The sequence below is a fragment of the Paenibacillus sp. 79R4 genome (assembly GCF_013393165.1).
Classification (GTDB): Bacteria; Bacillota; Bacilli; order Paenibacillales; family Paenibacillaceae; genus Fontibacillus.
On record NZ_QJOT01000003.1, the window covers coordinates 43830 to 67667 of the forward strand.

At 47.6% G+C, this 23838-nt stretch carries 21 protein-coding genes and 1 other RNA gene; 4 read left to right on the top strand and 18 right to left on the bottom strand.

What is annotated here, in order from left to right; translation table 11 throughout:
• Nucleotides 1-121 precede the first annotated feature (121 nt).
• Nucleotides 122-1228, top strand: coding sequence for a coiled-coil domain-containing protein (locus DMN77_RS04310; RefSeq protein ID WP_256872233.1), 1107 nt, complete (start codon nt 122-124; stop codon nt 1226-1228).
• Between the two features lie 12 nt (nt 1229-1240).
• On the opposite strand, the gene DMN77_RS04315 is transcribed toward DMN77_RS04310, so the two are convergent.
• Both DMN77_RS04315 and DMN77_RS04320 read right to left on the bottom strand, forming a co-directional pair.
• Nucleotides 1241-2506: an extracellular solute-binding protein gene (locus DMN77_RS04315; protein ID WP_179013705.1), complete on the bottom strand. Its 1266-nt coding sequence runs from the start codon at nt 2504-2506 to the stop codon at nt 1241-1243.
• 185 nt (nt 2507-2691) lie between these two features.
• Entirely contained in the window at nt 2692-4023 is a 1332-nt protein-coding gene (locus tag DMN77_RS04320; protein ID WP_068782525.1) for a PhoH family protein, read from the bottom strand.
• Nucleotides 4024-4335: 312 nt separating this feature from the next.
• On the opposite strand from DMN77_RS04320, the gene DMN77_RS04325 reads away from it, so the two are divergent.
• Nucleotides 4336-5022, top strand: a complete 687-nt coding sequence (locus DMN77_RS04325; RefSeq protein ID WP_179013707.1) for a YhcN/YlaJ family sporulation lipoprotein — start codon at nt 4336-4338, stop codon at nt 5020-5022.
• 42 nt (nt 5023-5064) lie between these two features.
• On the opposite strand, the gene DMN77_RS04330 is transcribed toward DMN77_RS04325, so the two are convergent.
• The 6 genes from DMN77_RS04330 to DMN77_RS04355 form a co-directional block, all read right to left on the bottom strand.
• Nucleotides 5065-5517, bottom strand: coding sequence for a pyridoxamine 5'-phosphate oxidase family protein (locus DMN77_RS04330; RefSeq protein ID WP_179013708.1), 453 nt, complete (start codon nt 5515-5517; stop codon nt 5065-5067).
• A 143-nt stretch (nt 5518-5660) separates the two neighbouring features.
• Entirely contained in the window at nt 5661-6734 is a 1074-nt protein-coding gene (locus DMN77_RS04335; RefSeq protein ID WP_179013710.1) for an LCP family protein, read from the bottom strand.
• Nucleotides 6735-6832: 98 nt separating this feature from the next.
• Nucleotides 6833-7141 (bottom strand): YlaH-like family protein, encoded by a 309-nt coding sequence (locus DMN77_RS04340; RefSeq protein WP_068782070.1) that lies wholly within the window; start codon nt 7139-7141, stop codon nt 6833-6835.
• A gap of 44 nt (nt 7142-7185) precedes the next feature.
• Complete coding sequence (gene typA / locus DMN77_RS04345) at nt 7186-9027, bottom strand: translational GTPase TypA (protein ID WP_068782071.1); 1842 nt, start codon at nt 9025-9027, stop codon at nt 7186-7188.
• A gap of 209 nt (nt 9028-9236) precedes the next feature.
• Complete coding sequence (locus tag DMN77_RS04350) at nt 9237-9731, bottom strand: hypothetical protein (RefSeq protein WP_068782072.1); 495 nt, start codon at nt 9729-9731, stop codon at nt 9237-9239.
• 138 nt (nt 9732-9869) lie between these two features.
• Nucleotides 9870-10529 carry a TerC family protein gene (locus DMN77_RS04355; RefSeq protein ID WP_179013711.1) on the bottom strand — a complete coding sequence of 220 codons (660 nt, stop codon included), beginning with the start codon at nt 10527-10529 and terminating at the stop codon, nt 9870-9872.
• Between the two features lie 128 nt (nt 10530-10657).
• Here DMN77_RS04355 and DMN77_RS04360 point away from each other — a divergent pair, with 128 nt between their 5' ends.
• Nucleotides 10658-11356 carry a TerC family protein gene (locus tag DMN77_RS04360; protein WP_179013713.1) on the top strand — a complete coding sequence of 233 codons (699 nt, stop codon included), beginning with the start codon at nt 10658-10660 and terminating at the stop codon, nt 11354-11356.
• A 153-nt stretch (nt 11357-11509) separates the two neighbouring features.
• Here DMN77_RS04360 and thiI read toward each other — a convergent pair whose 3' ends face one another.
• The 5 genes from thiI to DMN77_RS04385 all read right to left on the bottom strand — a co-directional run bounded on the left by thiI (nt 11510) and on the right by DMN77_RS04385 (nt 15757).
• Nucleotides 11510-12745 (bottom strand): tRNA uracil 4-sulfurtransferase ThiI, encoded by a 1236-nt coding sequence (thiI, locus tag DMN77_RS04365; RefSeq protein ID WP_179013963.1) that lies wholly within the window; start codon nt 12743-12745, stop codon nt 11510-11512.
• A 5-nt stretch (nt 12746-12750) separates the two neighbouring features.
• Nucleotides 12751-13899, bottom strand: coding sequence for a cysteine desulfurase family protein (locus tag DMN77_RS04370; RefSeq protein WP_179013715.1), 1149 nt, complete (start codon nt 13897-13899; stop codon nt 12751-12753).
• A 224-nt stretch (nt 13900-14123) separates the two neighbouring features.
• Entirely contained in the window at nt 14124-14873 is a 750-nt protein-coding gene (locus DMN77_RS04375; protein ID WP_179013717.1) for a lytic transglycosylase domain-containing protein, read from the bottom strand.
• 164 nt (nt 14874-15037) lie between these two features.
• Nucleotides 15038-15493, bottom strand: coding sequence for a hypothetical protein (locus tag DMN77_RS04380; protein ID WP_068782077.1), 456 nt, complete (start codon nt 15491-15493; stop codon nt 15038-15040).
• A 36-nt stretch (nt 15494-15529) separates the two neighbouring features.
• Complete coding sequence (locus tag DMN77_RS04385; protein WP_082790170.1) at nt 15530-15757, bottom strand: DUF1540 domain-containing protein; 228 nt, start codon at nt 15755-15757, stop codon at nt 15530-15532.
• Between the two features lie 225 nt (nt 15758-15982).
• Here DMN77_RS04385 and DMN77_RS04390 point away from each other — a divergent pair, with 225 nt between their 5' ends.
• Nucleotides 15983-17857 (top strand): S8 family peptidase, encoded by a 1875-nt coding sequence (locus DMN77_RS04390; protein WP_179013718.1) that lies wholly within the window; start codon nt 15983-15985, stop codon nt 17855-17857.
• 190 nt (nt 17858-18047) lie between these two features.
• Here DMN77_RS04390 and rnpB read toward each other — a convergent pair.
• The 5 genes from rnpB to dnaG form a co-directional block, all read right to left on the bottom strand.
• An RNA gene (rnpB, locus tag DMN77_RS04395) (RNase P RNA component class A) lies at nt 18048-18450 on the bottom strand.
• A gap of 160 nt (nt 18451-18610) precedes the next feature.
• Nucleotides 18611-19726 (bottom strand): Nif3-like dinuclear metal center hexameric protein, encoded by a 1116-nt coding sequence (locus DMN77_RS04400; protein WP_179013720.1) that lies wholly within the window; start codon nt 19724-19726, stop codon nt 18611-18613.
• Complete coding sequence (locus tag DMN77_RS04405) at nt 19702-20460, bottom strand: tRNA (adenine(22)-N(1))-methyltransferase (RefSeq protein ID WP_179013721.1); 759 nt, start codon at nt 20458-20460, stop codon at nt 19702-19704. Before DMN77_RS04405 ends, DMN77_RS04400 begins: the two co-directional genes overlap by 25 nt.
• Before the next feature lie 281 nt (nt 20461-20741).
• The gene (gene rpoD / locus DMN77_RS04410; RefSeq protein WP_068782081.1) at nt 20742-21869 is read right to left on the bottom strand and encodes an RNA polymerase sigma factor RpoD; all 1128 of its coding nucleotides are present in this window, start codon (nt 21867-21869) and stop codon (nt 20742-20744) included.
• A gap of 43 nt (nt 21870-21912) precedes the next feature.
• Complete coding sequence (gene dnaG / locus DMN77_RS04415; protein ID WP_179013723.1) at nt 21913-23733, bottom strand: DNA primase; 1821 nt, start codon at nt 23731-23733, stop codon at nt 21913-21915.
• Nucleotides 23734-23838 lie beyond the last annotated feature (105 nt).

Here is a 23838-nt window from a genome sequence, read left to right on the forward strand (position 1 = left end):
GCTTCATAATCATAAGCCGACTTTTTGAACAACCTCATATATTTGCGGTGCTTGTATCATATACATCCTAGGTATAGGGGTGCTGCCCTCATAACATGATTCAGCGAAGGAGGGGGATGCATTGAAGCTGAAGAATCGCTTGCACAGAGCCATTGCTGCGCTATGTATCTCAATCACTCTTGCAACCATTCCTCTGCTGCAGGGCGCTGCTTATGCCGCTCCCATCTCGGAGGAAGACCAGAAGATTATGGAACAAAGCCTGTCCATCGTGGAGATCGATCGGGATATTAGTAAAGTTACGCTGCAGCAGCAAGACGCCGAACGAGAGGCTGCCGAGTTGACGAAGCAGATCGCCGATAAAAGCAGCCAAATCGAAAGCAGCCGCGAACGTGCCGGTAAAGTAATCGCCGCCTACTATATGGGAGAGCGAGAAACTCTGCTCACCGCGCTGTTATCCGTTAACAGCTTAAGCGATTTTTTTACAATATGGGATTACTACCAGCTCATTTCAGAACGGAACCAGGATATCCTTCATACATATCAGCAAGAATACATCGCTCTTAGAGAAGCAAGGGAAAGTCTGGATCAAACTAGCCGGGAATTGGAGAGTATAAAGCAGCGGTTGCTGCGACAACGGCAACGATTGGTCGCACTTCAGCAAAGTGTGGAAAGTTCCATAAGCTCCAGCGCTGATCCCGAAAAGCTGCGACAAATGATTCAGGAATTAACAAGCTATTGGCAGAATGTCGGACTGCATGAAGTAAGGCGTTATTTCAAGGCCCTGTCACAGGCGATGGCTAATTTTTCAGACTATTTGAAAGATTACGGAGACAGCCTCACTTCAATTAAAGGAGGTTATATACTTGCTATTCGAGAGAAAGAACTCAATCAATTTCTTAGAAATAAAAATAAGCTGCTAGGCGATATGACGTTCCGGTTCACGGAGCAGCGCATGATCGTACAAGGCAGCAAAGAGGGACTTGAATTATCGGTGGAAGGACATTATACGATAGAAAATCATCCGCAAAACGCCCTGGTTTTTCATATTGATAAGCTTGTATTTAATGGGTTTGAGCTGCCGGACACTACAAGAAGCGAGTTGGAAGATGAATTCGATCTTGGCTTTTATCCGCAGCAGCTCGTTCCCTTTATTGAAGCGACAGATGTCTCGATCAGCGAAAACGAACTTATGATTACACTCAAACTATCGTTAAAATCACGCAATTAATGCGGTTCGGTCCTAGGGATTCAGCGCATCCAATTGCTTCACATACTGTTTGGCAGAGATTTCACTATGGAGGAAAGACCATGAGTCCTTCTGCAGTTGCTGCATCAGCTCGGGAAGCTTGGCCGTTGCCGGCTGGGAGATTCCCTGTCCCTTCACGAAGGAAGCCGTTATCCAATCCGGTAATCCAGATCTCACCGCCTGATAGTATAAGGTTTTGAGCGCAGGCAAATGACCTGTTTTCTCATGCCATTGACGCTGCTGGATTTGCGAGGTCATTGCGGAAATCCATAGCCCTGCTGCATCCCGATTCGCAGACCGGGCTGTTACCACGAAACTTCTGCCAGCGATCCACATTTTATTGCCTGATTCCGTAGGCTCTGGAAAAAAGAGCTTTTTCCCTCGATAAGGATACTTCCTCGCTTCCGTAGAAGGAATAAGCATAATCAATGCACCTTGGCGATTACTGCCAATCCATTGATCATTGCTCTCATCATCACTGATATTTATCATATAAGGCTGGAGCTGCTCCAAGAGTGGAACCGCTTCGGTCAAGCCCTTCTTATTAAAAAACGTCTCGGCCGATTCCTGCTTGCCTTGACCTTTGGCGCCCAGTTGCCATAACAATGACATGACCGCATAAGGATCATTATAATCCAGCCCCAGCAAATAAGCCGGAGAATTAAATTCATTCCAGGCTTCAATCAGCGCTTGCCATTCCTCCGCTGTCGAAGGGAAGGGATGGCCGATTTCTTTTAACCGTTCAGCATCATATACCCAGACATAAGGATCGGCATCAAGCGGCACGCCCCAGACGTAGCCGTTCCACTCATCCTGCGCCAAGGAAGCGCTTAACACTTCGCCAGTCAAAGAGCCGGAATAATAGCTTTCCGTCGGGAGCAGAAACCCGCCTGCCGCATATCGGCGAACCCAGACATTGTCCAACAAGACGACGTCGGGAGATACACCAAGCTCGAACTGCTGCTGCAAGGAACCATAATTCTCTTCTACTGGTACATTGACCAGTTCAACTTCAGTGGAATGCTCCTTCTTAAATGCATCGTTCATCGCCTTTAGTTCATTGAATTCTGACTCCGGCAGACGTACTGCCACTTTAATCCGACCGTTGTCTTTAACCTTCTCCTGACTTGGAGGTATTACCGGCTCTGTTGTTCTGTCTTGATCCTTGGGACCTACCATCGTAGACTTCTCGGTCGGTGACAAGTTAATCAAGGCGAGCAGCAGGAGTGCAAAAAGTACCCAATGGTTTCTTCGCTTCATACCCGTTCTTCCCCTCCAACGTTTCAACCATCAAAACATAGGAATCCAATTTAATCAATCAACTAATCTCTATTGTATCAAACTCTCTAGTACCTTGTCCCTAAATTCTCATAATAAAAAACACCGGAGTTATCCGGTGTAAATTAATGGTTATTTAATCTGTTTTCTTTAAGAATAACCGGCTCCTACAATAGATCCGCCGCCAACTGGGCCAGCTTGGAACGCTCCCCTTTCTCCAGCATGATATGCCCGCTTAGAGCTTGCTCTCTAAAATGTTCAACCAGATAGGTGAGACCGTTGCTGGCCGAATCCAGATAAGGATGATCGATCTGTTCCGGATCGCCGACGAGGATAATCTTGCTGCCTTCGCCAACTCTTGAGACGATCGTCTTCACTTCATGCTGCGACAGATTCTGTGCTTCGTCAATAATAATAAACTGCCCGGGAATAGAGCGTCCGCGGATATACGTAAGCGCCTCAACCTGGATACTTCCGAGTCCCATCAGAATCTTATCGATATCTCCGGATTTCTTTGTATTGAACAGATATTCCAAGTTATCATAAATCGGCTGCATCCAGGGCCGGAGCTTCTCTTCCTTCTCCCCAGGCAAATAGCCGATATCTTTTCCCATCGGAACAACGGGACGAGCGATCAGCAGCTTCTTGTACTTGTGCTCATCTTCCACCTTCAATAACCCAGCTGCCAGCGCTAGCAATGTCTTTCCCGTTCCCGCCTTGCCTGTAATGGTGACCAGTGGAATATCATCATTCAGCAGCAATTCGAGAGCCATTCTCTGCTGTGCGTTACGTGCGCTGATTCCCCATACAGGATCATTGCTGAGATACAAAGGCTCAAGTCGGCTGGCATCCTCATTCACTTTGAGAAGCGCTGACTTTCCCCTTCCCATCTCATCCTTCATGATAATAAATTCATGCGGATATAGAGAATAGGATAATCCCAGCGATTTTACAGGCAATGAACGGAAGGTATAAAACTCATCGATGACGGAGGGGTGGACCTGTATGGACAAATAACCCGGGTACATTTCACTTGGATCCACGGTTCGGCCGGTAAGATAGTCCTCTGCAATCAAGCCGAGAACGTCGGCCTTAATTCTCACCAGCACATCCTTACTGACGATAATGACCGGGCTTGGCTCCGGCTTCTCCGCTTCTTCCAGATGATAGTTGAGAGCGACCGCCAAAATGCGGTTATCGTTGCTGATCTCACCAAACATCTCTTGTACTTTGGCAAAGCTGCGGTGATTCATCTCCACTTTAATGACGCCGCCATGTTCTAACACGACCCCATCATGTAAATGTCCCTGCTCCCGCAGGCCATCGAGCAGCCTGGATACTCCGCGTGCATTTCGTCCGATCTCATCCGCATTGCGTTTCTTCGAATCGATTTCCTCCAGCACGACCGCCGGAATCACAACTACATGCTCTTCAAAGGCAAAGATAGCGTTCGGATCATGCAGCAAAACATTCGTATCCAATACAAAGATCTTTTTCACGGATATCCCCTCCACCGCAGTCTTTACAGCTTCAAATTCGTATTGTGGTTCAAAAAGTCCACTTTGATCACGATGTATATCATAAAGCATCTCGGCATCGAATCTTGAATTCACCCGGGTCCTCCGGTGCTCACGTACCAACTACGTACGCTCCGCTCCTCATGCCCTAGCTTCATCCAACCTTCTCGGTGCTGAAAGTGAACTTTTTGAACTCTTATTTGATACATATTTTTTATTGTCCGGGAAATGTTATAGATACCAAGCTGGAATCCTATCTGGCAAGAGATCATTTCCGAAAGGACGGATCAAATCATGCGAATTTGGCTGTGTTTATTATTAACGGCCTCACTGCTAACTAGCTGCCAAACAGCATCTAAAAAGGCATCACCCTCTCAACAGACTCCAGCGGAAAAGACCACCCGGACGCAAAATGTTAAGGGACAGGGTCCCAAGGGTCTAAGCAATAAAACAGGTAATAACACAGGCAATACAACGGGCAAGTCAGCGCAGAAGCAAAACACAAACGCCACAGCAACTGGCAAGAATGATCAAAAAAGTCGACAAGCCCATTTGGAATCGCTAGCCAAAAAGGTTCCCGGTGTCAAAGGCGCCCACTGTGTCATCATGGGTAAGACAGCTGTCGTTGGTATCGATGTTGACGGAAATCTCGAACGCGCCCGCGTCGGCGGAATCAAGTACACGGTTGCCGAAGCTTTGCGTAAAGATCCACAGGGTACCGGAGCCATCGTCACGGCCGATATGGACCTCAGCCATCGCATCTCTGAAATTGGCAAGAAGGTTTCAGCAGGTCATCCCATCTCCGGCTTTGCGACAGAAATGGCCGATATTATCGGACGAATAGTTCCGCAAATGTCAAGCGATACCCATCCGCGTACCAAGAGTGTTCCATCCAAGCAAGGCCATCATCAACCCGCAAAACAAGAAAAAAGCAAGGTAAAGTCGAAAAATCACACTTCCGGTACCTCTGGCAGTAAATAGTAGGTCGTCCCAGATGAAAAAAAGCCCGGCGAATTAAATTCGCTAGGCTTTTTTCATTGCAGCAAATACTTGATTGTCCAATTTCTCCATAGCACGCTGATCGTACACCTTGCTGTAGGTCGGTGTTGACGCAAGCTGAGCGCCATAGAACAAAGCGTTCCGTACCGCGTCGATCTTCATGTCGAAACAGCACATTTTGAAAGGAACCCCCTCAAGAGGGTCCTGCGCTACATCGGCAACACCATTAATCGCATAAATGGTCTCCGTGCCAAACACAGTTACTGTAATCCTTGGGTGAGTCTTCACATTGTTGACAAGCCTTGATCTGTGGTCCACCGCAAAACGGAGGGTGGAGGGATTCAATGCATAAATCCAGGAGATCGCACTTGAAGTCGGCCCTCCCGTCTCCACATCCACTGTACTGAGCAGAACGAACATTTCGGACTGGAATGCATTGAATAATGGCTCGGATAATTGTGTAACGAGTTCGGACATTAACGCCAGCCCCCCCTGATCATACTTAAAGTACGTTTCAACAAGTCCGGTTTTCAGCACCGAGAAGGAAGCCGGGGACTAAGAAGACTAATCCCCACTATCTATTTGTATTATACCATGACACAAAACTTGCCTTCAATCGATCACTTGCCCGACTGATTCTCCTGCCCCTCAGATTGCGGCTTCGTTCCGGCAAGCTCGTCCTTTAAGGCCTGCTTCGCCTTATTCAACTCACTGTCATTAATGTAGACATAAGGGCTCTTCCATTCGCCCGTCACGGGCATAAATGTTACATTCTCCTTGGAAATGCTCCAGTAAGCGGCAATGATGTTTTTAATCTGCTCTGCTTCCAGGTCCGTCGTCATATTATCGCCTATTGATTCAATCGCTTTCCCTGCACCGATGACGCCATTTAAAGACTTGGTTTGATCAATCAGAGCATGAAGCACTTCATTTTGCCGCTGATTGCGCTCAAAATCATTCGAAGGTTTCGTCTTCGGTTTGCAGTTCGATTTCCGATAACGAACGTAATCCAGCGCCTTGTCACCGTTCAGATGCTGGGCCCCCTGCTGCAGATTGATATTGGTGCCATCCGCATTGTCCACATAGCACATATTGGCATCGACATTTACATCAACACCGCCCAAAGCATCAACGACATCACGAAAGCCCTGAAAATTAAGCACAGTTGTATAATCCAACGGAAGATCCATATACTTGCTAAGCATCGTCTTCATTTCTTCCTTGGCCGATATGCCTGACTTCTTCTCCGCAACCAGAAATTTGGGGTAGAACGAATTAAGCTTGTTCGTCCTGTAACCCTTCATTTGGAACCTAGTATCACGAGGTAATGACACAATGGTAGCCGATTTTGTCTTCGGATTCATGGCAATCACCATTATAACATCGCTGAGATGAGTTCCGGTCTCTGGACGATAATCCGTACCCAACAACAGCATGGCAATGGGTTTGACTTTGGCGGAATTCTCCGCAGCCACTTTGCCTGAAGTCCCTGTCTTGTTGATCGTATCATTAAGAGTGAGCATCAAATAACCTGCATACCCACCCGCTCCAAGCACCGCGACAATAAGAATCGTCAATATTACCTTATTAAAGGTTTTGCCACCAGATTTCTTTTTGGGCTTCTTTGATCCTTTGGCGGAAGAACGCTTGGAACGATCATCCCGAGGTGGCAGACCTTTGTTGTAAGAACTCATAGAATCAAAACCTTTTCATCTGGATTATGTTGTCACATAGAGTATACGAATGAGAAGGCAATAAAGTTTCCACGTAAATTTCACACAACTAACGTATACTACTCGCTCTGCTCACCAGCCGCAGGTATCGATTTCTGTTTTTTATTGCGTCTTCCTTCAACAAAATAACGAATTCGCACCATCAGCATCAGTACGACAGCGACGAGCAGACATTGAATAATCGGCAGCTTGTCGATCTGAAAAATGAGCAGGAGGAACGAGCCGATTGCCATTAAAAGATATAAAATGATCTCCTTCAGAAGCGGCAGCTTCTGCTGGCTACGAAACACCTTGTTGTATACAAAGATGATAAGCACATAAATCAAAATATACGAAATGACCGGGTTTTGCGCGAACCAAGCCTGCAAGGCCAGCCCCTCCTTCGCTTCACATCAAAATGAATATATTCCCATTATAGATTAGCTTCGGACATTTTGCGATGTTTTTCAGCTCTTTCACGTTCGCCTTTGTTCAGAATCTTCTTGCGAAGACGAATCGATTTCGGCGTAACTTCACAATATTCATCATCATTCAAATATTCCAGCGCTTGCTCCAGTGAGAATAAACGAGGTGTTTTCATTTTTACAGTCTCGTCCTTCGTCGCCGAGCGGACGTTCGTTAATTGCTTCTCTCTGCAAATGTTGACAACGATATCGTTATCACGGTTATGCTCCCCGACGATCATACCTTCGTAGATTTCAGCTCCCGGCTCAACAAACAGGATGCCACGGTCCTCAATCCCCAGGATACCGTACATTGTCGATACACCATTCTCGCTGGATACAAGCACTCCTTCATGACGTCCGCCAACTTGACCGCCAACGAATGGGCCATAGCTGTCATAGGCATGGTTCATCACGCCATAACCGCGGGTCAAAGTCATGAAATTCGTGGTATACCCAATCAGGCCGCGGGCCGGGATCAAGAATTCCAGACGAACTTGACCGTTGCCGCTATTGATCATGTTCACCATTTCAGCTTTACGGGAGCCCAGGCTTTCCATAACCGCACCCATGCTCTCCTCAGGAACATCAATCATAAGACGTTCGATCGGCTCCATTTTGACGCCGTCGATGACCTTAACGATGACCTCTGGCTTCGATACTTGCAGTTCATAGCCTTCTCTGCGCATATTTTCGATCAGAATGCCAAGGTGCAGTTCACCGCGTCCGGAGACGATAAAAGCATCAGGGCTATCCGTTTCGTCCACACGAAGCGATACATCAGTCTCTAATTCCTTGAACAGACGCTCGCGAAGCTTGCGGGAAGTAACCCACTTGCCTTCACGTCCGGCGAATGGACTATTGTTAACCAGGAAAGTCATTTGCAGTGTAGGTTCATCAATTTTGAGCACTGGCAGTGCCTCAGGCTGGTTCGGATCTGCAATCGTCTCGCCGATATTGATGTCTTTGATACCGGCAATCGCAACGATATCCCCTGCTCCAGCTTCATCGATTTCCACACGGCGCAAGCCTTGGAAGCCGAACAATTTCTCGATCCGTGCTATCTTCTTGCTGCCATCGCGCATCATTACCGCTACGGATTGGCCTTGGCGAATAATCCCGCGGTTTACACGGCCGATCGCAATGCGTCCGAGATATTCATTATAGTCCATCAGTGTTACAAGATATTGCAAAGGTTCGTCCACTTTTTCGGTTGGGGCTGGGATATGATCAATGATCGTCTCATAAAGAGCAAGCATGTTATCATCTTGGTGCTTAGGGTCCAAACTGGATGTGCCGTTAAGAGCAGATGCATATACAACGGGGAATTCCAGCTGCTCATCAGTTGCCTCAAGCTCGATGAACAGGTCCAATACCTCATCGATGACTTCGGCCGGACGGGCTGCCGGGCGGTCGATTTTATTTACTACAACAATTGGAGTCAGATTATGCTCAAGCGCTTTGCGAAGCACAAATTTCGTTTGCGGCATACATCCTTCATAAGCGTCAACGACAAGCAGAACACCATCAACCATCTTCATGATCCGTTCTACTTCTCCGCCGAAGTCAGCATGCCCTGGGGTGTCCACGATATTGATCAAATAATCCTTATACGTAATGGCTGTATTCTTGGCCAAAATCGTAATCCCGCGTTCCCGTTCAATATCATTGGAGTCCATCGCGCGTTCCTGTACTGACTCATGTTCTCTAAAAATACCGGACTGCTGCAGCAGTTTATCTACAAGCGTCGTCTTACCGTGGTCTACGTGAGCAATAATCGCAATGTTGCGAATGTTATTTCTTTCATGCATAGTTTTTCTCCATATCCTTTCGTTTCTGTATCTGATTAAATTGTCCATTCAGATCATAATGTGTGACTCATCATGACAGGCAGACAACCAATTCCTGGAACCAAGCTGAAAACAGAACCACAAAACAAGCGTCGGGCAAATAAGACCGACGCTTGACCATCCCTTATATTATACGCAAAAGGCTCAAAAAATCAAGAACTATCCTTACTTTACCACCCGCGACGGTTTTTTCCGCGCATAAGGATCAGGACGATACCTGCGATGATCAGTATGATCGCCAACAGATAGACAATGGACCAGGTAAACAGCGTCCAGCCCAGCAGAACTACCGACAAGATACCAACGATCAGAGCTGCAGCCAATACCCCTTGCTGTCGCTGAGGTGAGATATACCCATATTCGAACAATCCGACAGCAATACCAAGCAGGAAAGCCGGCCAGGTATGCTTCAACGTCTGCCAGCCGCCAAAGTTGCCGATGAAGAAAATGATGCTGTATACTACCAAAATCCCGCCAGGTACAAGCAGCTCTACAGGACCTTTCCTCCAAAAATACCACATATGCAGCAGGATGCCCGGTATCAGGAGAAGTAGAGGCCAGAGCGCCTTGCCCAGAAAACTAAATACACCCAGCTTTCCTAGCAGGATGACGATTCCGGCGGATAGAATCAGAATACCAGTCGTCAGCTTGTTGTTATCGGACATTAGATCACACACCTTCCAGATGACAATGAGGGACATGCCGCAGCAAAGTACGACACCTCTTTATCTCAAGTTTATATGAATTCGGCATAAAAAACCACTCTTCACAATTTCAAGAGTGGCTCCAGCCCGTCTTCTATATTATTGGCGGTGTGCTTTTAATTTGAATAACAAGCCGGACATTATGACCAGCCCTGCCAGCAATATCGGCAATATGCCCGTGAGGCCGGGTATAAGAGCCTTGAGAAGTGTTCCGAACTTCGGATCATGAATGAGCATTCCGCCGGCAGTATATCCTAAGATGCCAGCTCCCAAATAAATTAGGACCGGCAATTTATGAAGCAGCACTGAGATGGCACTGCTGCCCCAGACGACAATGGGAATGCTAATCGCGATACCGATGACTAATATAGCCAAATCCCCATTGGCCAGTGCCGCGATCGCAAGCACATTATCCAGGCTCATTACAAAATCTGCGATCAGAATCGTCTGAATCGCTTTCCAGATAGTAGCAGAATTGCCCGAACGGTCGGATTCCTCATGCGGCATTAGTAATTTAAAGGCAATTCCAATAAGCAAAATCGCACCGATGGCCTGGATAAATGGGATTTTCAATAATACTACAGCGACCCACGTCATAATACAGCGCAGCAACACTGCACCCAAGGCCCCCCACCAAATGGCCTGTTTTCGTTGTTTTTTGGGCAAATCTCTGCTGGCCATCGCTATGACAACTGCATTGTCGCCGCTGAGGACAAGATTAATAATTAATATTTCTGACAATAAAATGATCTGTTCCACGGCTCACCCCTCCCTTACAACTTGTATGAGAAAAAGAGCCAAGCTATGCCTGTTTCAAAAATCCGCTTTACAAATGAATCCTTTCAATGAATTAATACGTATATACATCTTTAGAGGAAGTGACCATTGTGGAATGGATAAGCGCATCATTTTTTCTCTCGCTAATCAACATCGTATTCATCGATTTAATTCTTGCCGGTGATAATGCGATTGTCATTGGCATGGCAGCCAGAAGGCTGCCTCATAACGTGCAGAAAAAGGCCATCATCTATGGAACCGGCGGTGCCTTGGTCCTGCGTATTATCGCGACGCTGCTTGTCGTATGGCTGCTGAGAATCCCTTGGCTGCTGGCTATCGGAGGGGGTTTGCTGCTCTTTATCGCCTATAAGGTACTGACGGATGACGGCTCTCATGACTCCATTGAAGCCAAGGACTCATTGTGGGCGGCGGTACGCACCATTATTATTGCCGACGCAGCTATGGGCCTGGATAATGTGATCGCCGTGGCAGGCGCAGCCGGTCAGCATATGATCCTCGTCGTCATCGGACTGCTGATTAGCGTTCCGATCGTGGTCTGGGGAAGCACGCTCTTTATCAAGCTCTTAGACCGTTTTCCCTGGATCGTATATTTAGGAGCCGGCGTGCTCGCCTATACAGCTGCCAAAATGATTACAGAGGAGCCTCATTTTCTTCCCTTCTTCGAGGACAAGCCCATCTTACGTTACCTGCTGATTGCCATCGCAATTATCGTTATCCTGTATGGAGGATATCGTAAGAAATCTGCAGCATCCAAGAACAGAAGGCAAACCCCGAGAGAACAAATGTAATCCAACAAGAAACGGAATCCTGATCCGCAGATTAGCGGCTGGATTCCGTTTTTTATTCGTCTTTAGATGGTTATCAATTAATAAATTAATGAGCGTTCAAATTGACCCCGATCAGGTTCTCTTATCAATAGCAGGCTTCTTGAACTTCCCCTCTTAGAACCACTGCTCTTGGACAACTTCCGGCTCGTCCTTTTGATTCTTTCGAATAATGACATGAGGCTTAACGATGACTGACTCCGTATTCTCTACAGCCGCTTCGATCATCTGATCAAGCTCGGTTAACCCCTTCTCGATATGCTCAACAATCCGCAGATTCGGATTTGTTGCCGGTGATTTGGGAACGAATAGAGTACAGCAATCCTCATAAGGCAAAATCGATATATCATAAGTACCAATCTTCTTCGCCATGGAAATAATATCTTCTTTGTCCATCATAACAAGCGGTCGCAGCAGGGGAAGGTCTGTCACCTTGCCGATGACATTCATGCTGGCCAGCGTCTGGCTTGCCACTTGGCCGAGGCTGTCGCCCGTAACCAAGGCCAGTGCCCCGTTCTTCTCCGCAAGCTTCGTAGCAATGCGCAGCATAGATCTTCTCATCAGCGTGATAATCAGGTTGTCCTGCCCAGTCTTGGCCAAGGAGGTCTGAATATCTGTGAACGGAACGAGATGGACCTTGATTCTTCCGGAAAAGCCGGACAGCACCTGCGCTAATTCAATGACCTTCTCCTCCGCCTTCTTGCTCGTGTAAGGATAGCTGTGGAAATGTACACATTCGATTTCCAGGCCACGGCGCATAGCCGAGTAACCGGCTACCGGGCTATCGATTCCGCCGGAGAGCAGCATCATTGCCTTCCCGTTCGTTCCGAGCGGGAAGCCGCCAGCTGCGGGAATCACTTCACAGAACAGGTAAGTTACGCGCTCACGAACTTCCACTCTCAATTCCAGATCCGGGTTATGAACATCTACCTTCAAATGTGGACACGCGCTGAGTACAGGACCGCCCACCAAATGATTCAGTTCTTGTGAAGAATGTGGGAAACCCTTAAAGACGCGGCGTCCATGCACCTTAAAAGTGTTATACTTGTCCGCCGGAATTGATTTTATAAAATCGACGGCAATCCTCACAATATCTTCCAGCTTGGAAGGCGATACCTTTACCGGGCTGATCGAGGTCAGACCAAAAATATTTTTTAATGAGGATATTACCGGATCAGCAGCTTGGCCATTTAATCTGACATAGATCCTTCCATATTCATGAATCGCTTCCGTTCCCGGAAAGGCGCGAAGTAATGCTTTTACATGAGACAGAGCCGCCTTCTCAAATCTTGAGCGGTTCTTCCCCTTGACCGTAATCTCCCCGAACCGGAGCAATAGCATTTCATAATCCAAATTCATTAGCCTCTCCCCTTCAAATCTTCCTGACGTGTTACCGCGCTTTGCAGGGCAACCAGAAATTGTTCTATATCCTGTTCCGTATGTTCCGCACCTAGACTTACACGAATGCCTGAGGACGCCTCTTCAATACTTTTGCCCATAGCTAAAAGGATACGGCTTGGCTCCGTCTTCTTCGAAGAGCAGGCCGAACGTGTCGATACAAGAAATCCATCTTCCTCCAGCATGTGCAGCATAGCCTCTGCCTTCATCCCGGGACAAGAGAAATGAATGATATGCGGTGCCCCATCAGACGGTGAATTTAGCACCAATTTCGGGATGGCCGCAATTCCATCGATCAGAATCTTTCTAAGATGCCGCAAACGTTCCGGAACCTGAGCTTGTTCCTCTTTGGCTAATCTCAGCGCTTTGGCCATCCCCACGATATAAGGGATATTCTCTGTGCCGGCCCTTCTTCCGCCCTCCTGGCTCCCCCCGGCAAGCAAAGGCTGGAGCTTAATTCCTTCGCGGACATAGAGCAGGCCGATTCCTTTGGGGCCTCTAAATTTATGCGCTGACAAACTGTACATATCAATGCCTGAAGCTTGAAGCGACAAAGGCAGTCTCCCAAATCCTTGTACGCCATCCACATGGAATAAGACACGCGGATGCTGCTCTTTCAGCTGCTTGCCGATTTCCTCCACCGGATTAATGCTTCCCGTCTCGTTATTGACATGCATTATTGAGACGAGCACCGTATCATCCTGAACAGCGGTGCACACCTGCTCCGCTGTTACAGTCCCTTCATGGCCGACCGGCAGATAGGTTACATCCCAACCAAGGCCTTCAAGCTGCTTGCAGCATTCATATACAGAGGGATGCTCAATGGCTGTTGTTATAAGATGCTTGCCCCGATTCATAAATTGCAGGGCGGCACCCTTTATGGCCGCATTATTGCTCTCTGAAGCACCCGACGTAATGATAATTTCCGACGGCTTCACCTGAAGCGCTCCAGCACAAACCTCACGGGCCTTTTTAAGCAATTGTTCGCTCTGCTCCCCTAAAATATGCAATGACGAGGGATTCCCATAATGCAGGTTTATGACCTCAGCAATCGTACGAGCAACCTCGGGATGCGGCGGAGTCGTAGCCGCGTAATCCATATATTTCATGATTTCACCCAGTTTCTTTAGAGGTAGTTCAAAAATCCTTATAAACATAAACTTGTAACGGTAGCCACATCTATTTGATCATAATACAACCCGAAAAAAAGACCAAAAGAAAAAACGCAAATTTCCGGGAGTGGCCGGTGCGTTTTTTCCCTCGTTATCTTAATATATCAGCCCTGCAATCAGGCGTCTAATTCATAAAATTCAAGCATCCACATCCTGGAAGTTTAAACTTCATATTTGCTGCGAGCGTTCATTACTTTAAACACATAATTCTGCGTCTCGCGCGGCAATAAATGAAGCTTGTCCATCAGTTCCTGATCATTGCTTATGCCGGCTCTCTGCACGCGGCCTGGACCCGCATTATAAGCAGCAAGCGCAGTGCTCTCATTACCGCCAAAACGCCGGATCAGATTCGCCAGATAACGTGTTCCGCCATCGATATTTTGAGCGGGATCGAATGAATCCGTAACCCCCAGTCCACGCGCGGTTCCATCCATTAATTGCATCAAGCCCTTCGCTCCGGCAGAGGATACCACCTTCGGATTGAAGGAGGACTCCGCCTCGATTACAGCCTGTATCAAGCTTGGAGCTACGCCATAGCGCTGAGCGGCATCTGCAATTAATTGCTGAATATCCGCAGCGATCTCGCGTTTGGAAGAAGAGATAGGTTGACCGGAAGACATCGGAATATTCGCAGTAATAGAACCGATATTATAGCTATCCGGGCTGTCAGAGACTTGCCCATTGATACGGTTCAGATAATTGTTCAGTTGGGCTTCGATATTTGAAATTTGATCTTCATAGTCATCTGTCGTAATGCTGCCATCAGCCATCATCATTTCCTGCAGCAAAATATCAAACAAAGAACCATCCATATCACTGGAAGCATCTGCTGCCTTGTTCCCTTGCAGATCAATACTGTTCTTCATTTGGAGCGAAATGAGCTGTTCCATTGTTCGTGGATCAATTTGCATGTCGGCTAGCTCCTCCTACTTGTACAAAAGATATATGTATATATTTTACACGTGATTGGCAATCATGACCACCTCTTTTTCATAATTCAGTCTTTGCCAAGCGGTCGCTTGCCCAAAAATAGCAAAGGCTGACATCATTAGGATGCCAGCCTTGAGACCAAAAATCAGCGAGTAAATGGGATCAGGAAGAAATAACTAAGTGTAGCTACTATGCCAAGGCCGATCGCCCAGCCTCCCGAGGTCTTAGCTCCTTGACTGTAAGCATAGAACCCTAATACTGCAGCGAGCGGGCCAAGTACAATGCTCCAGAGGAACAGCGAGGCAATGCCAAGACCAACCCCAACATAACCTACAGTACGGCCAATGCTATTATCGGCAACATCCGTATCTGCTCGTTCTGCCTCGGCACCTTCCGAACGATTATCGCGGTGTTCTGTCGTATCCCAATTTGTCGGGCCCACCGAGGCCGTTGGAGATATTTCAGAAGCATATTCTTCCTTGTCTGAATGGTTGTTGTTATGAGTTACTGAATGTTCTGAATGGTCTCTACGCGGAAAATCAAGACGTTTTCTTTCCCCATAATAATTATGCTGGTTGTCATCATTAAATTGATCATTCATTCTACAGCACCTCCTAGGGATATAAGATGGTTAAACTTAAGTTGACTTGGGTTCAAAGGTATGACAGCAAGTTGCAGATGATGTTGTGGCTGTCGTCTGATTCTCGGAATCGAAGGATTCGCCAGCGAATTCCGCATGGTACTGACGAGTCGCATTTTGGTCGATATCGATCATAATGCTGTCCGCCTGACAAATATTTTTCTCTCCCCAATGAACACAATTGGCTACACTGCATTTTACGATGGGTTTACTTCCGCTTGTCATTGATTAATCACCTCGGAATCAGTGTTCCCTCTGTACCGCTCGTTATGCCTTCAAAATAGCTGACAAAACAAGACAAAACATGGGGACGATACCAGACTATTGCTGACGCTTTCGATCCCGGTCTTGGAATAAAAAAACAGGCTCCATAGCAACCTATTCATATCCCAATCAGCCATATAAGTTGAATAAATCATTCAACTTCTACAACGTTAAGGAGGCAATGACATGAAATGGTTCAGATGGGCACTAGTCGGCATTGCGGGGATCGCCGCCGCTACCGTGATCGGCCTGTATCCCTTCAATGAGAAGGCCCCACAACAAGCTGCAGAACAAACGAAGCCGGTGCCTGGACCGAAGGAGGAGCAGCGCTTGAAGCAAATGATGCTGCACCGGGATATGACTGCAACGGAGCGACTGATCAGAATGGATACCAAAGGGCATCTCCGTGCGCTATCCGAGGCTTCGCGCAAAATTCATACCGACAAGCTGAAATCCCGTGTAACCGAACTGCAAAAGGGACATCAACAGTTTAAATCCATCCTTTGGTATGACAGTGCAAACGGCAAGACAAAGGAAATCCGCGCCGCGCATTATAAGGCGAATCCCGAGGAACAAAAACAGATAGCAAGCTACATCAGCTTTGCCAAGAAATCGCTGCAGAAAGGCAAATCCTACGAGTCTCCGGCTTTTCCTCAGAAGGATCCGAAGTTCTATATTACGGCAGAGCCGGCAAAACAGGGCGGCAACGGAGTGATCGCTGTCATGGATTTAGGTATCCTTGGAAAAGTAAAAGAGCATCAGCATAAAAATCTCCGTCTGATTCCTTATCCGAAGGAGGGCAAATACAAGGTCGAATCCGTTGAGACCGACACCTTGCGGGACATTACCGTTAAAACCGGGCATGATAACGAAAAGGCGAGCCACTATTATGAAAATGAGATCGTCGTTACGTTTAAACATGGACTAAGCACCGAGGACCGTAAGAAAATTATGAATGATCTACACTGTAAGCCGCCTCAAAAAATAGTAAACACGTACATTTTCCGCTCCGATAAGCTGACGATGAATGAACTGAAAGACTATTTCCTTAAAAATTGGCAGCCTGATTATGTGGAACCCCATTATCTCTACATGACCAACGAGACGAGTCTGGACGATACACCGCTAATTCCTAATGACATGTTATTCTCGGAATATCAATGGAATTTACCGATTATCGATACGACACGCGGCTGGAAGCTCAGCAAAGGAACCAATGATGTTATCGTTGGTGTTGTAGATACGGGGGTTGATTTGCAGCATCCCGATTTAAAGGGACGGCTGCTGAAAGGTTATAATGTTGACGCTCCCGATGAAGATCCGATAGACGATGTCGGACATGGCACGCATGTCGCCGGCATCATCGCCGCCAATACCAACAACAGCGAAGGCATTGCCGGTATGATGTGGAGCGGCAAAATACTTCCGGTAAAAGCGTTGGACAAGTCCGGTGCAGGTACGACCTATTCTGTTGCGCAGGGAATTATCTGGGCTACTGATAACGGTGCTAAAGTGATCAATATGAGTCTGGGCAATTACGCGGATGCGAAATTTCTGCATGAAGCGGTTAAATACGCTTTTGATCATGATGTGGTTCTTGTTGCAGCAACAGGTAATGATAATACTGAACGTCCCGGATATCCGGCGGCTTACCCGGAAGTTCTGTCTGTATCAGCGACCGATTACAATTTGAAGAAGGCCTCCTTCTCCAATTACGGTGACTATGTAGATGTGATGGCTCCCGGCGAGAGTATCGCCAGCACCTATCCTGACAACCAGTATGCGGCCTTATCCGGCACTTCGATGGCATGCCCGCATGTAACGGCACTGGCTGCGTTGATCCGCTCTATTAATCCAGAGCTGAAGAATACAGAAGTGATGGATATCATCCGCAAAAATGTAATCGATCTGGGTACCGCAGGCCACGACAAATACTACGGTTACGGGCAAATTGATGTCTACGCTGCGCTTGAAGCCGCAGGAGGTGGCGATGCCTCACTGCAATTCTGGCCGCAAGCCATTGAGCGCAAAATGGACAGAGCGATCGAAAGATTGAAATAAGCGTAATGAAAAGGCAATCAGCGAGGCTATTTTAGCCTCGCTGATTGCCTTTTTCAAACTTTCAACAAAAACTTAAAAAAAGTATGGGTTGTCCCGAAGGAATTCCTTTTTTCTTGTGTATGTATTTGAGGCGCATGACCGCAGGTTTAACAACTTGCGGTAAGCCTCTAAGTGATGATGTTGCGACAGTGATGAAAGTTTGCCGTAAGCCGGGTTCTGTACTCGTAGCGGTAAGAACGGGAACTACCCTCCCGCTGTAAGTGACAATCATCTATCTAGACCGCACATTACTATGCGGTTCCAGCGACCAACCCGGACGCGCCTCGGGCAAAGGCTGCTTCCAAGGAAGCTGCGTCCCATTAGGTCTTGCTCCAGATGGGGTTTACCAGGAACGAAGTCACCAGCGCTCCTCGGGGTCTCTTACACCTCGGTTCCATCCTTGCCTGTGCCGCTATAATAGCGGCCATCGGCGGTCCATTTCTGTGGCACTATCCTTCAGCTCGCGCTGACTGGACGTTATCCAGCATCCTGCCCTATGGAGCCCGGACTTTCCTCTCGCGGCCGAAGCCGCCAGCGATTGTCTGTCAAACTTTCGAAATGCAACAATAGTTAGTATACAGCTTATATCACGTTAACTCAAGGTCCAATTAGAGGTAGTTCCAAAAATGCGATATGGCTCGATCAGGAAGTGATCCCGGCTTGGAACTTGAATTCACCGGGGCGCTCGGGTGTCAGATACAAACACCTGTATTGTTACATGAAAACAAATGGTTCGGTGTTTATTTGCGAAGCATGAACCTTCGTCTCATATTTGTGCTCTGTCAGTTTATTAGTCAGCCATTCCGCTACTTTCACTTTCATAATCTTCTCCGCATTATGTCCTGGATCAACGATCGTAATTCCAGCCATAAAAGCGTCCTGAGCCGTATGGTAATCAACGTCTCCCGTCACGAGCACATCCGCTCCCTGGAACAACGCATGCTTCCAGTACCTGCCCCCGGAACCGCCAAGCACAGCAGCTTTTTTAATAGACCGATTCATATCGCCTACAACCCTGACAGCTGGAACGTCCAGCTTCACTTTGACACGTTCTACGAACTCCTTCAAGGTGACCGGCTCTGCGAGCTTGCCAACACGCCCTAAACCTAAGGTACGGCCCTTCAGATCCATCGGATACAAGTCATAAGCTACCTCTTCATACGGATGCTTTTTCAGCATAGCCTGTATGACCTGGTTGCGAATACTCGCCGGAACAATCGTCTCGATCCGAATCTCCTCGACCTTCTCCAGCTTGCCTTGCGAACCGATGTATGGGTCTGTCCCTGCCCCAGGCTTAAACGTTCCGTAACCCTCCATATTAAAGCTGCAATGACTGTAATTCCCGATGGCCCCGGCTCCGGCGTCAAGCATAGCATCAAGCACACGCTGATGGTGATCCTTCGGCACGAATACAACCAGCTTGTACAGGTTGTCTGTGTGGATATCTTCTAACGAAGCGCTGGGCTCAAATCCAAGGGCTTCTGCCATCCAATCATTCATACCACCTTCTGTAATATCCAGATTTGTATGTGCGATATAGACAGCGATATCGTTCTTGATCAGCTTCTCATAGACCTTACCCATAGGCGTATCCACCTGGATCGACGGGAGCGGTCTGAAAATAATCGCATGATGCGCAACGATGAGATTAACGCCGAGTGAAATAGCCTCGTCCACAACCTCCTCATTGACATCCAGCGCAACGAGAATACCTGTAATCTCTTTGCTTAAACTGCCAAGCTGCAGCCCAATCTTATCTCCTTCCATAGCAACATGCTTAGGTGCAAGCTGCTCCATGTACTGAATTACGGTCTGTCCTTTTGCCAGCATGCCAATACCTCCTTAAGCTGTTCTATCTCCTGCCTGAGTTCGCTTTCCCGTTCACGCGAAGCCTCCTGATCAGATAGGGCGACCTGACGGCAAATGTTCTCCAGCTTCGCGATTTCTCCTTGCCATTTCTTCAATAATGTTGATGAAGGATTCAGTATGAATCGAGGTCCAATTTTCAATAACCATGGCTTGGAAACGACAATTCCGCCATCCATAACCTTATTTTGGTACAACCGCTCGTTCAATGCATCAGCGCCAGGATCAGCGATAGCCGTCAGCACTTCATAAATCTTCCCGTCTTCCTCCAGGATTTGCTCCTTCTCCAAATACCAGCCGTTCTCAACCAGCCATTGGCGAACAAATTCCTCCCCAACATTCGGTTGAAGCACAAGCCGCTTCACACCCTCAAGCTTATCCCTTCCACCTGAAAGTATAGATACGATTAAGGCTCCGCCCATTCCGGCAATCGTAATCGTATCGACCTCTCCGGGGCTGATGACGGCCAAACCGTCGCCTTTGCGGACAGAGATACGACGATGTTCCCCGGCCTCGGCAACCTGTCTCTGAGCGGCCTCCAAGGGGCCATCATTCACTTCCCCAGCAACGGCATAGGAGGCTTTGCCATTCTTCACTGCATAGACTGGCAGCAGCGCATGATCCGATCCAATATCGGCCATTCTGCATCCAAGCAAAAGCTCCTCTGCAATGACCTGTAATCTTGCTGATAGTTTCATTAAGAAAATTACACCACCCGTTTTATTTACTGCCATAACCTGATTTACAAACTAAGTATTCAGAAAAATCCCCACAAGAAGAAAACAATTACAAGCTTTACAGCAATTTGCATTAGCTTGGAAAAAAAGTTAAAATAAAGACCAATAGCAGTGAACAACAAGAAGGCCATTCATCGAACTTAGGAATTACAATACTTCCTTGGTGTATTACATGCACTCGCGGCTAAGGTCAGAATGAAAAAATAGACCTCGCTGCCTGGCTGCAGAAGGTCTATTCAACGCTATTCCAGGAAATCCTTGAGCCGTTTGCTGCGGCTTGGATGACGAAGCTTGCGGAGCGCCTTCGCTTCAATCTGGCGAATTCTCTCCCTTGTTACACCGAATACCTTGCCTACTTCCTCCAAGGTCCTGGTTCGGCCATCGTCGAGTCCAAAACGCAGGCGAAGCACATTCTCTTCCCTCTCGGTAAGAGTGTCAAGGACATCCTCCAGCTGTTCTTTGAGAAGCTCATAAGCTGCGGCGTCCGCTGGCGCCAACGCCTCCTGATCTTCGATGAAATCGCCCAGATGGGAATCATCTTCCTCACCGATCGGCGTTTCCAGAGATACAGGCTCCTGTGCAATCTTCATGATCTCGCGGACCTTCTCCACGCTCAGATCCATCTCTGCGGCAATTTCCTCCGGAGCAGGCTCACGGCCGAGCTCCTGCAATAGCTGACGGGATACTCTGATCAGCTTATTAATCGTCTCCACCATATGAACGGGAATCCGAATCGTTCTTGCTTGGTCGGCAATCGCACGGGTAATCGCCTGACGAATCCACCAGGTTGCATAAGTGCTGAATTTGAAGCCCTTCTTGTGGTCGAACTTCTCGACGGCCTTGATCAGACCCATGTTCCCTTCCTGAATCAGATCCAGGAACAACATGCCGCGCCCTACATAACGCTTGGCAATGCTGACAACCAGACGCAGATTCGCCTCAGCCAGACGGCGCTTTGCTTCCTCATCGCCATTTTCGATTCGCTTCGCAAGCTCCATCTCATCTTCAGCAGTTAACAGCGGAACGCGTCCGATCTCCTTCAAATACATTCGCACCGGATCATTGATCTTAATGCCCGGCGGAAGCGATAGATCATCATCGTAATTGAAATCGTCATTATTCTCGCGATCCTCGTCGTCACTGCGACTCGTCAGCTCTGCATCACTGTCCCCGTTTACATCTATCCCAAGATCTCCAAGATGCTCAAAAAATTCATCCATCTGCTCAGGGTCCTGATCGAAGGGAGACAACTTCTCCATAATTTCTTTGTAGGTCAGAGAAGATTTCTTCTTCCCTTGTTCAATCAAGCGCTCTTTCACTTGATCTAACGTCAAATCCGTTTCTAGTTCAGTATGTTGATCATTCGCCATATTGGGCTCCCTCCTCCCTAGAAACATCCAAAGTCCAAACCTCTTACTGTCTCTCTAGGGCAATAATCTCACTTGCAATTTGTGCCGCGCGTATAAAGTCACCGGCTCGTTCCGAAGAGACCATCTCTTCTTTTTTGCGCTTAATTTGTTCCAGAAGCGGAAACCGCCGGATCTCCCGGATGCAATCGTCCAATTCCAGAAAGCTCCATTCTCTCGGAATATCCATCATAGCGATCGCAACTACGGTCTTCTCCAGACGATCATCCTCAAGCGAGGATACAAACCGGCTCGCATCCGGCTCTTTTCCTTGCGCATAATAGGCGTATAGATAAGCAGCAATCGCCGCATGATCATCGATGTTAAAATCATCTCCAAGATGTTTGCTCACATATTGAGCAACCTCTTCATCCTGGAGCATATAGAACAGCAATCTTCGCTCTGCGACCTGATAAGCAGGCAGCAGCGTCGGCATTGACGCCTGCCCCGTTTTATGCCTACCATTATTCCACCTTTTGGCCTTATTATCCCCTGCGGGAGCCTTTTTTTGCATAGCCTGGCGCAATTCATTGCATTCCTGCTTCAGACTGTCAAATGACACCTGCAGATCCGCTGATAAATCCTGCAAATAGATTTCGCGTTCCGTAGGTGATGGCAAAGGGGCTATAATTTCCAGAGCATCTTTGATATAGGCAATCTTTCCGTCTTCCTCTAGCAGTATATGGTTTTTTTTCAGATATATAAGCTTAAATTTGACGGATGTAACAGCTCCATCCAACACTTGCGATTTGAAACGCTCGGCTCCGTATTTCTGAATGAACTCATCCGGATCGAGCCCATCGCTTAACAGGGCTATTTTTGTATTGAAGCCGACTCCTTCCAGAATCGATATGCTCTTCAGAGCCGCGGCTTGTCCGGCATTATCACCGTCATAACAGACGATCACCTCATCCGCCAGACTTCTCATTATGTTCGCATGACTCTCCGTTAGCGACGTTCCCATTGTGGCAACGCCATTATGAACCCCTGAATCCCAGGCGCTGATTACATCGCCATATCCTTCGAACAGGACAAATTGCCTTGTTTTGCGAATATCGGTCTTGGCCTGATGCAGGTTATATAACGTCCGGCTCTTGCTGAACAATCTACTCTCCGGTGAATTCAAGTACTTCGGCTGTCCGTCGCCAAGAATTCTGCCGGCAAAAGCAATCACCTTCCCAGTCCGATTATGCAGCGGAAAGATGACCCGGTCACGGAAGCGATCCACAAAACCTGTTCCATCCTGCTTGGAAGAGATCAATCCGCCTTTCTCCATGGCTTTCAGATCGAAAGAGCGCTTGTCCAAAAACTGGACGAGTGTATCCCAACGCGCAGGTGCATAACCGATTTGGAAAGTATCGATCGCCTTGTCATTAATGCCTCTAGACCTCAGATATTCCAAGGCCGGTTTGCCATGCTCTGTATTCTTCAATAAATAATGATACAGCTTGGAGGTCCATTCATGAGCCTGCAGCAACTGCTCAAGTTCCATATCTCGGGGCGATCCACCCTGGCCTCCCATTCCGTCTTCAAACGGAATATGGGCCTCTTCCGCCATTACTCTTACGGCCTCAGGGAAAGTTAATCCTTCGATTTCCATCCTGAATTTGATGGCATTTCCGCCTTTACCACAGCCATAACAATGGAAGATCTGCCGTTCGGGTGTAACCGTAAAAGAGGGCGTCTTCTCTGAATGGAATGGACATAGCCCTTTCATATACTTACCCTGTTTCGTCAGATGAACGTGTTTGCCAACCGTGTCGACGATATCATGTTGCCGCAAGACTGCCTCGATGACTTCCTCCGGAATTCCTCTTCCGGTACTCATCTAAACCACCTTCATCTTTCAAGAGGTAATTCAAAAAGTTTGCTTTGATCGCAAATAACGCAGGTAAACCCTTCGACATCGAATCTCGAACTCAGCCGGGGCAAA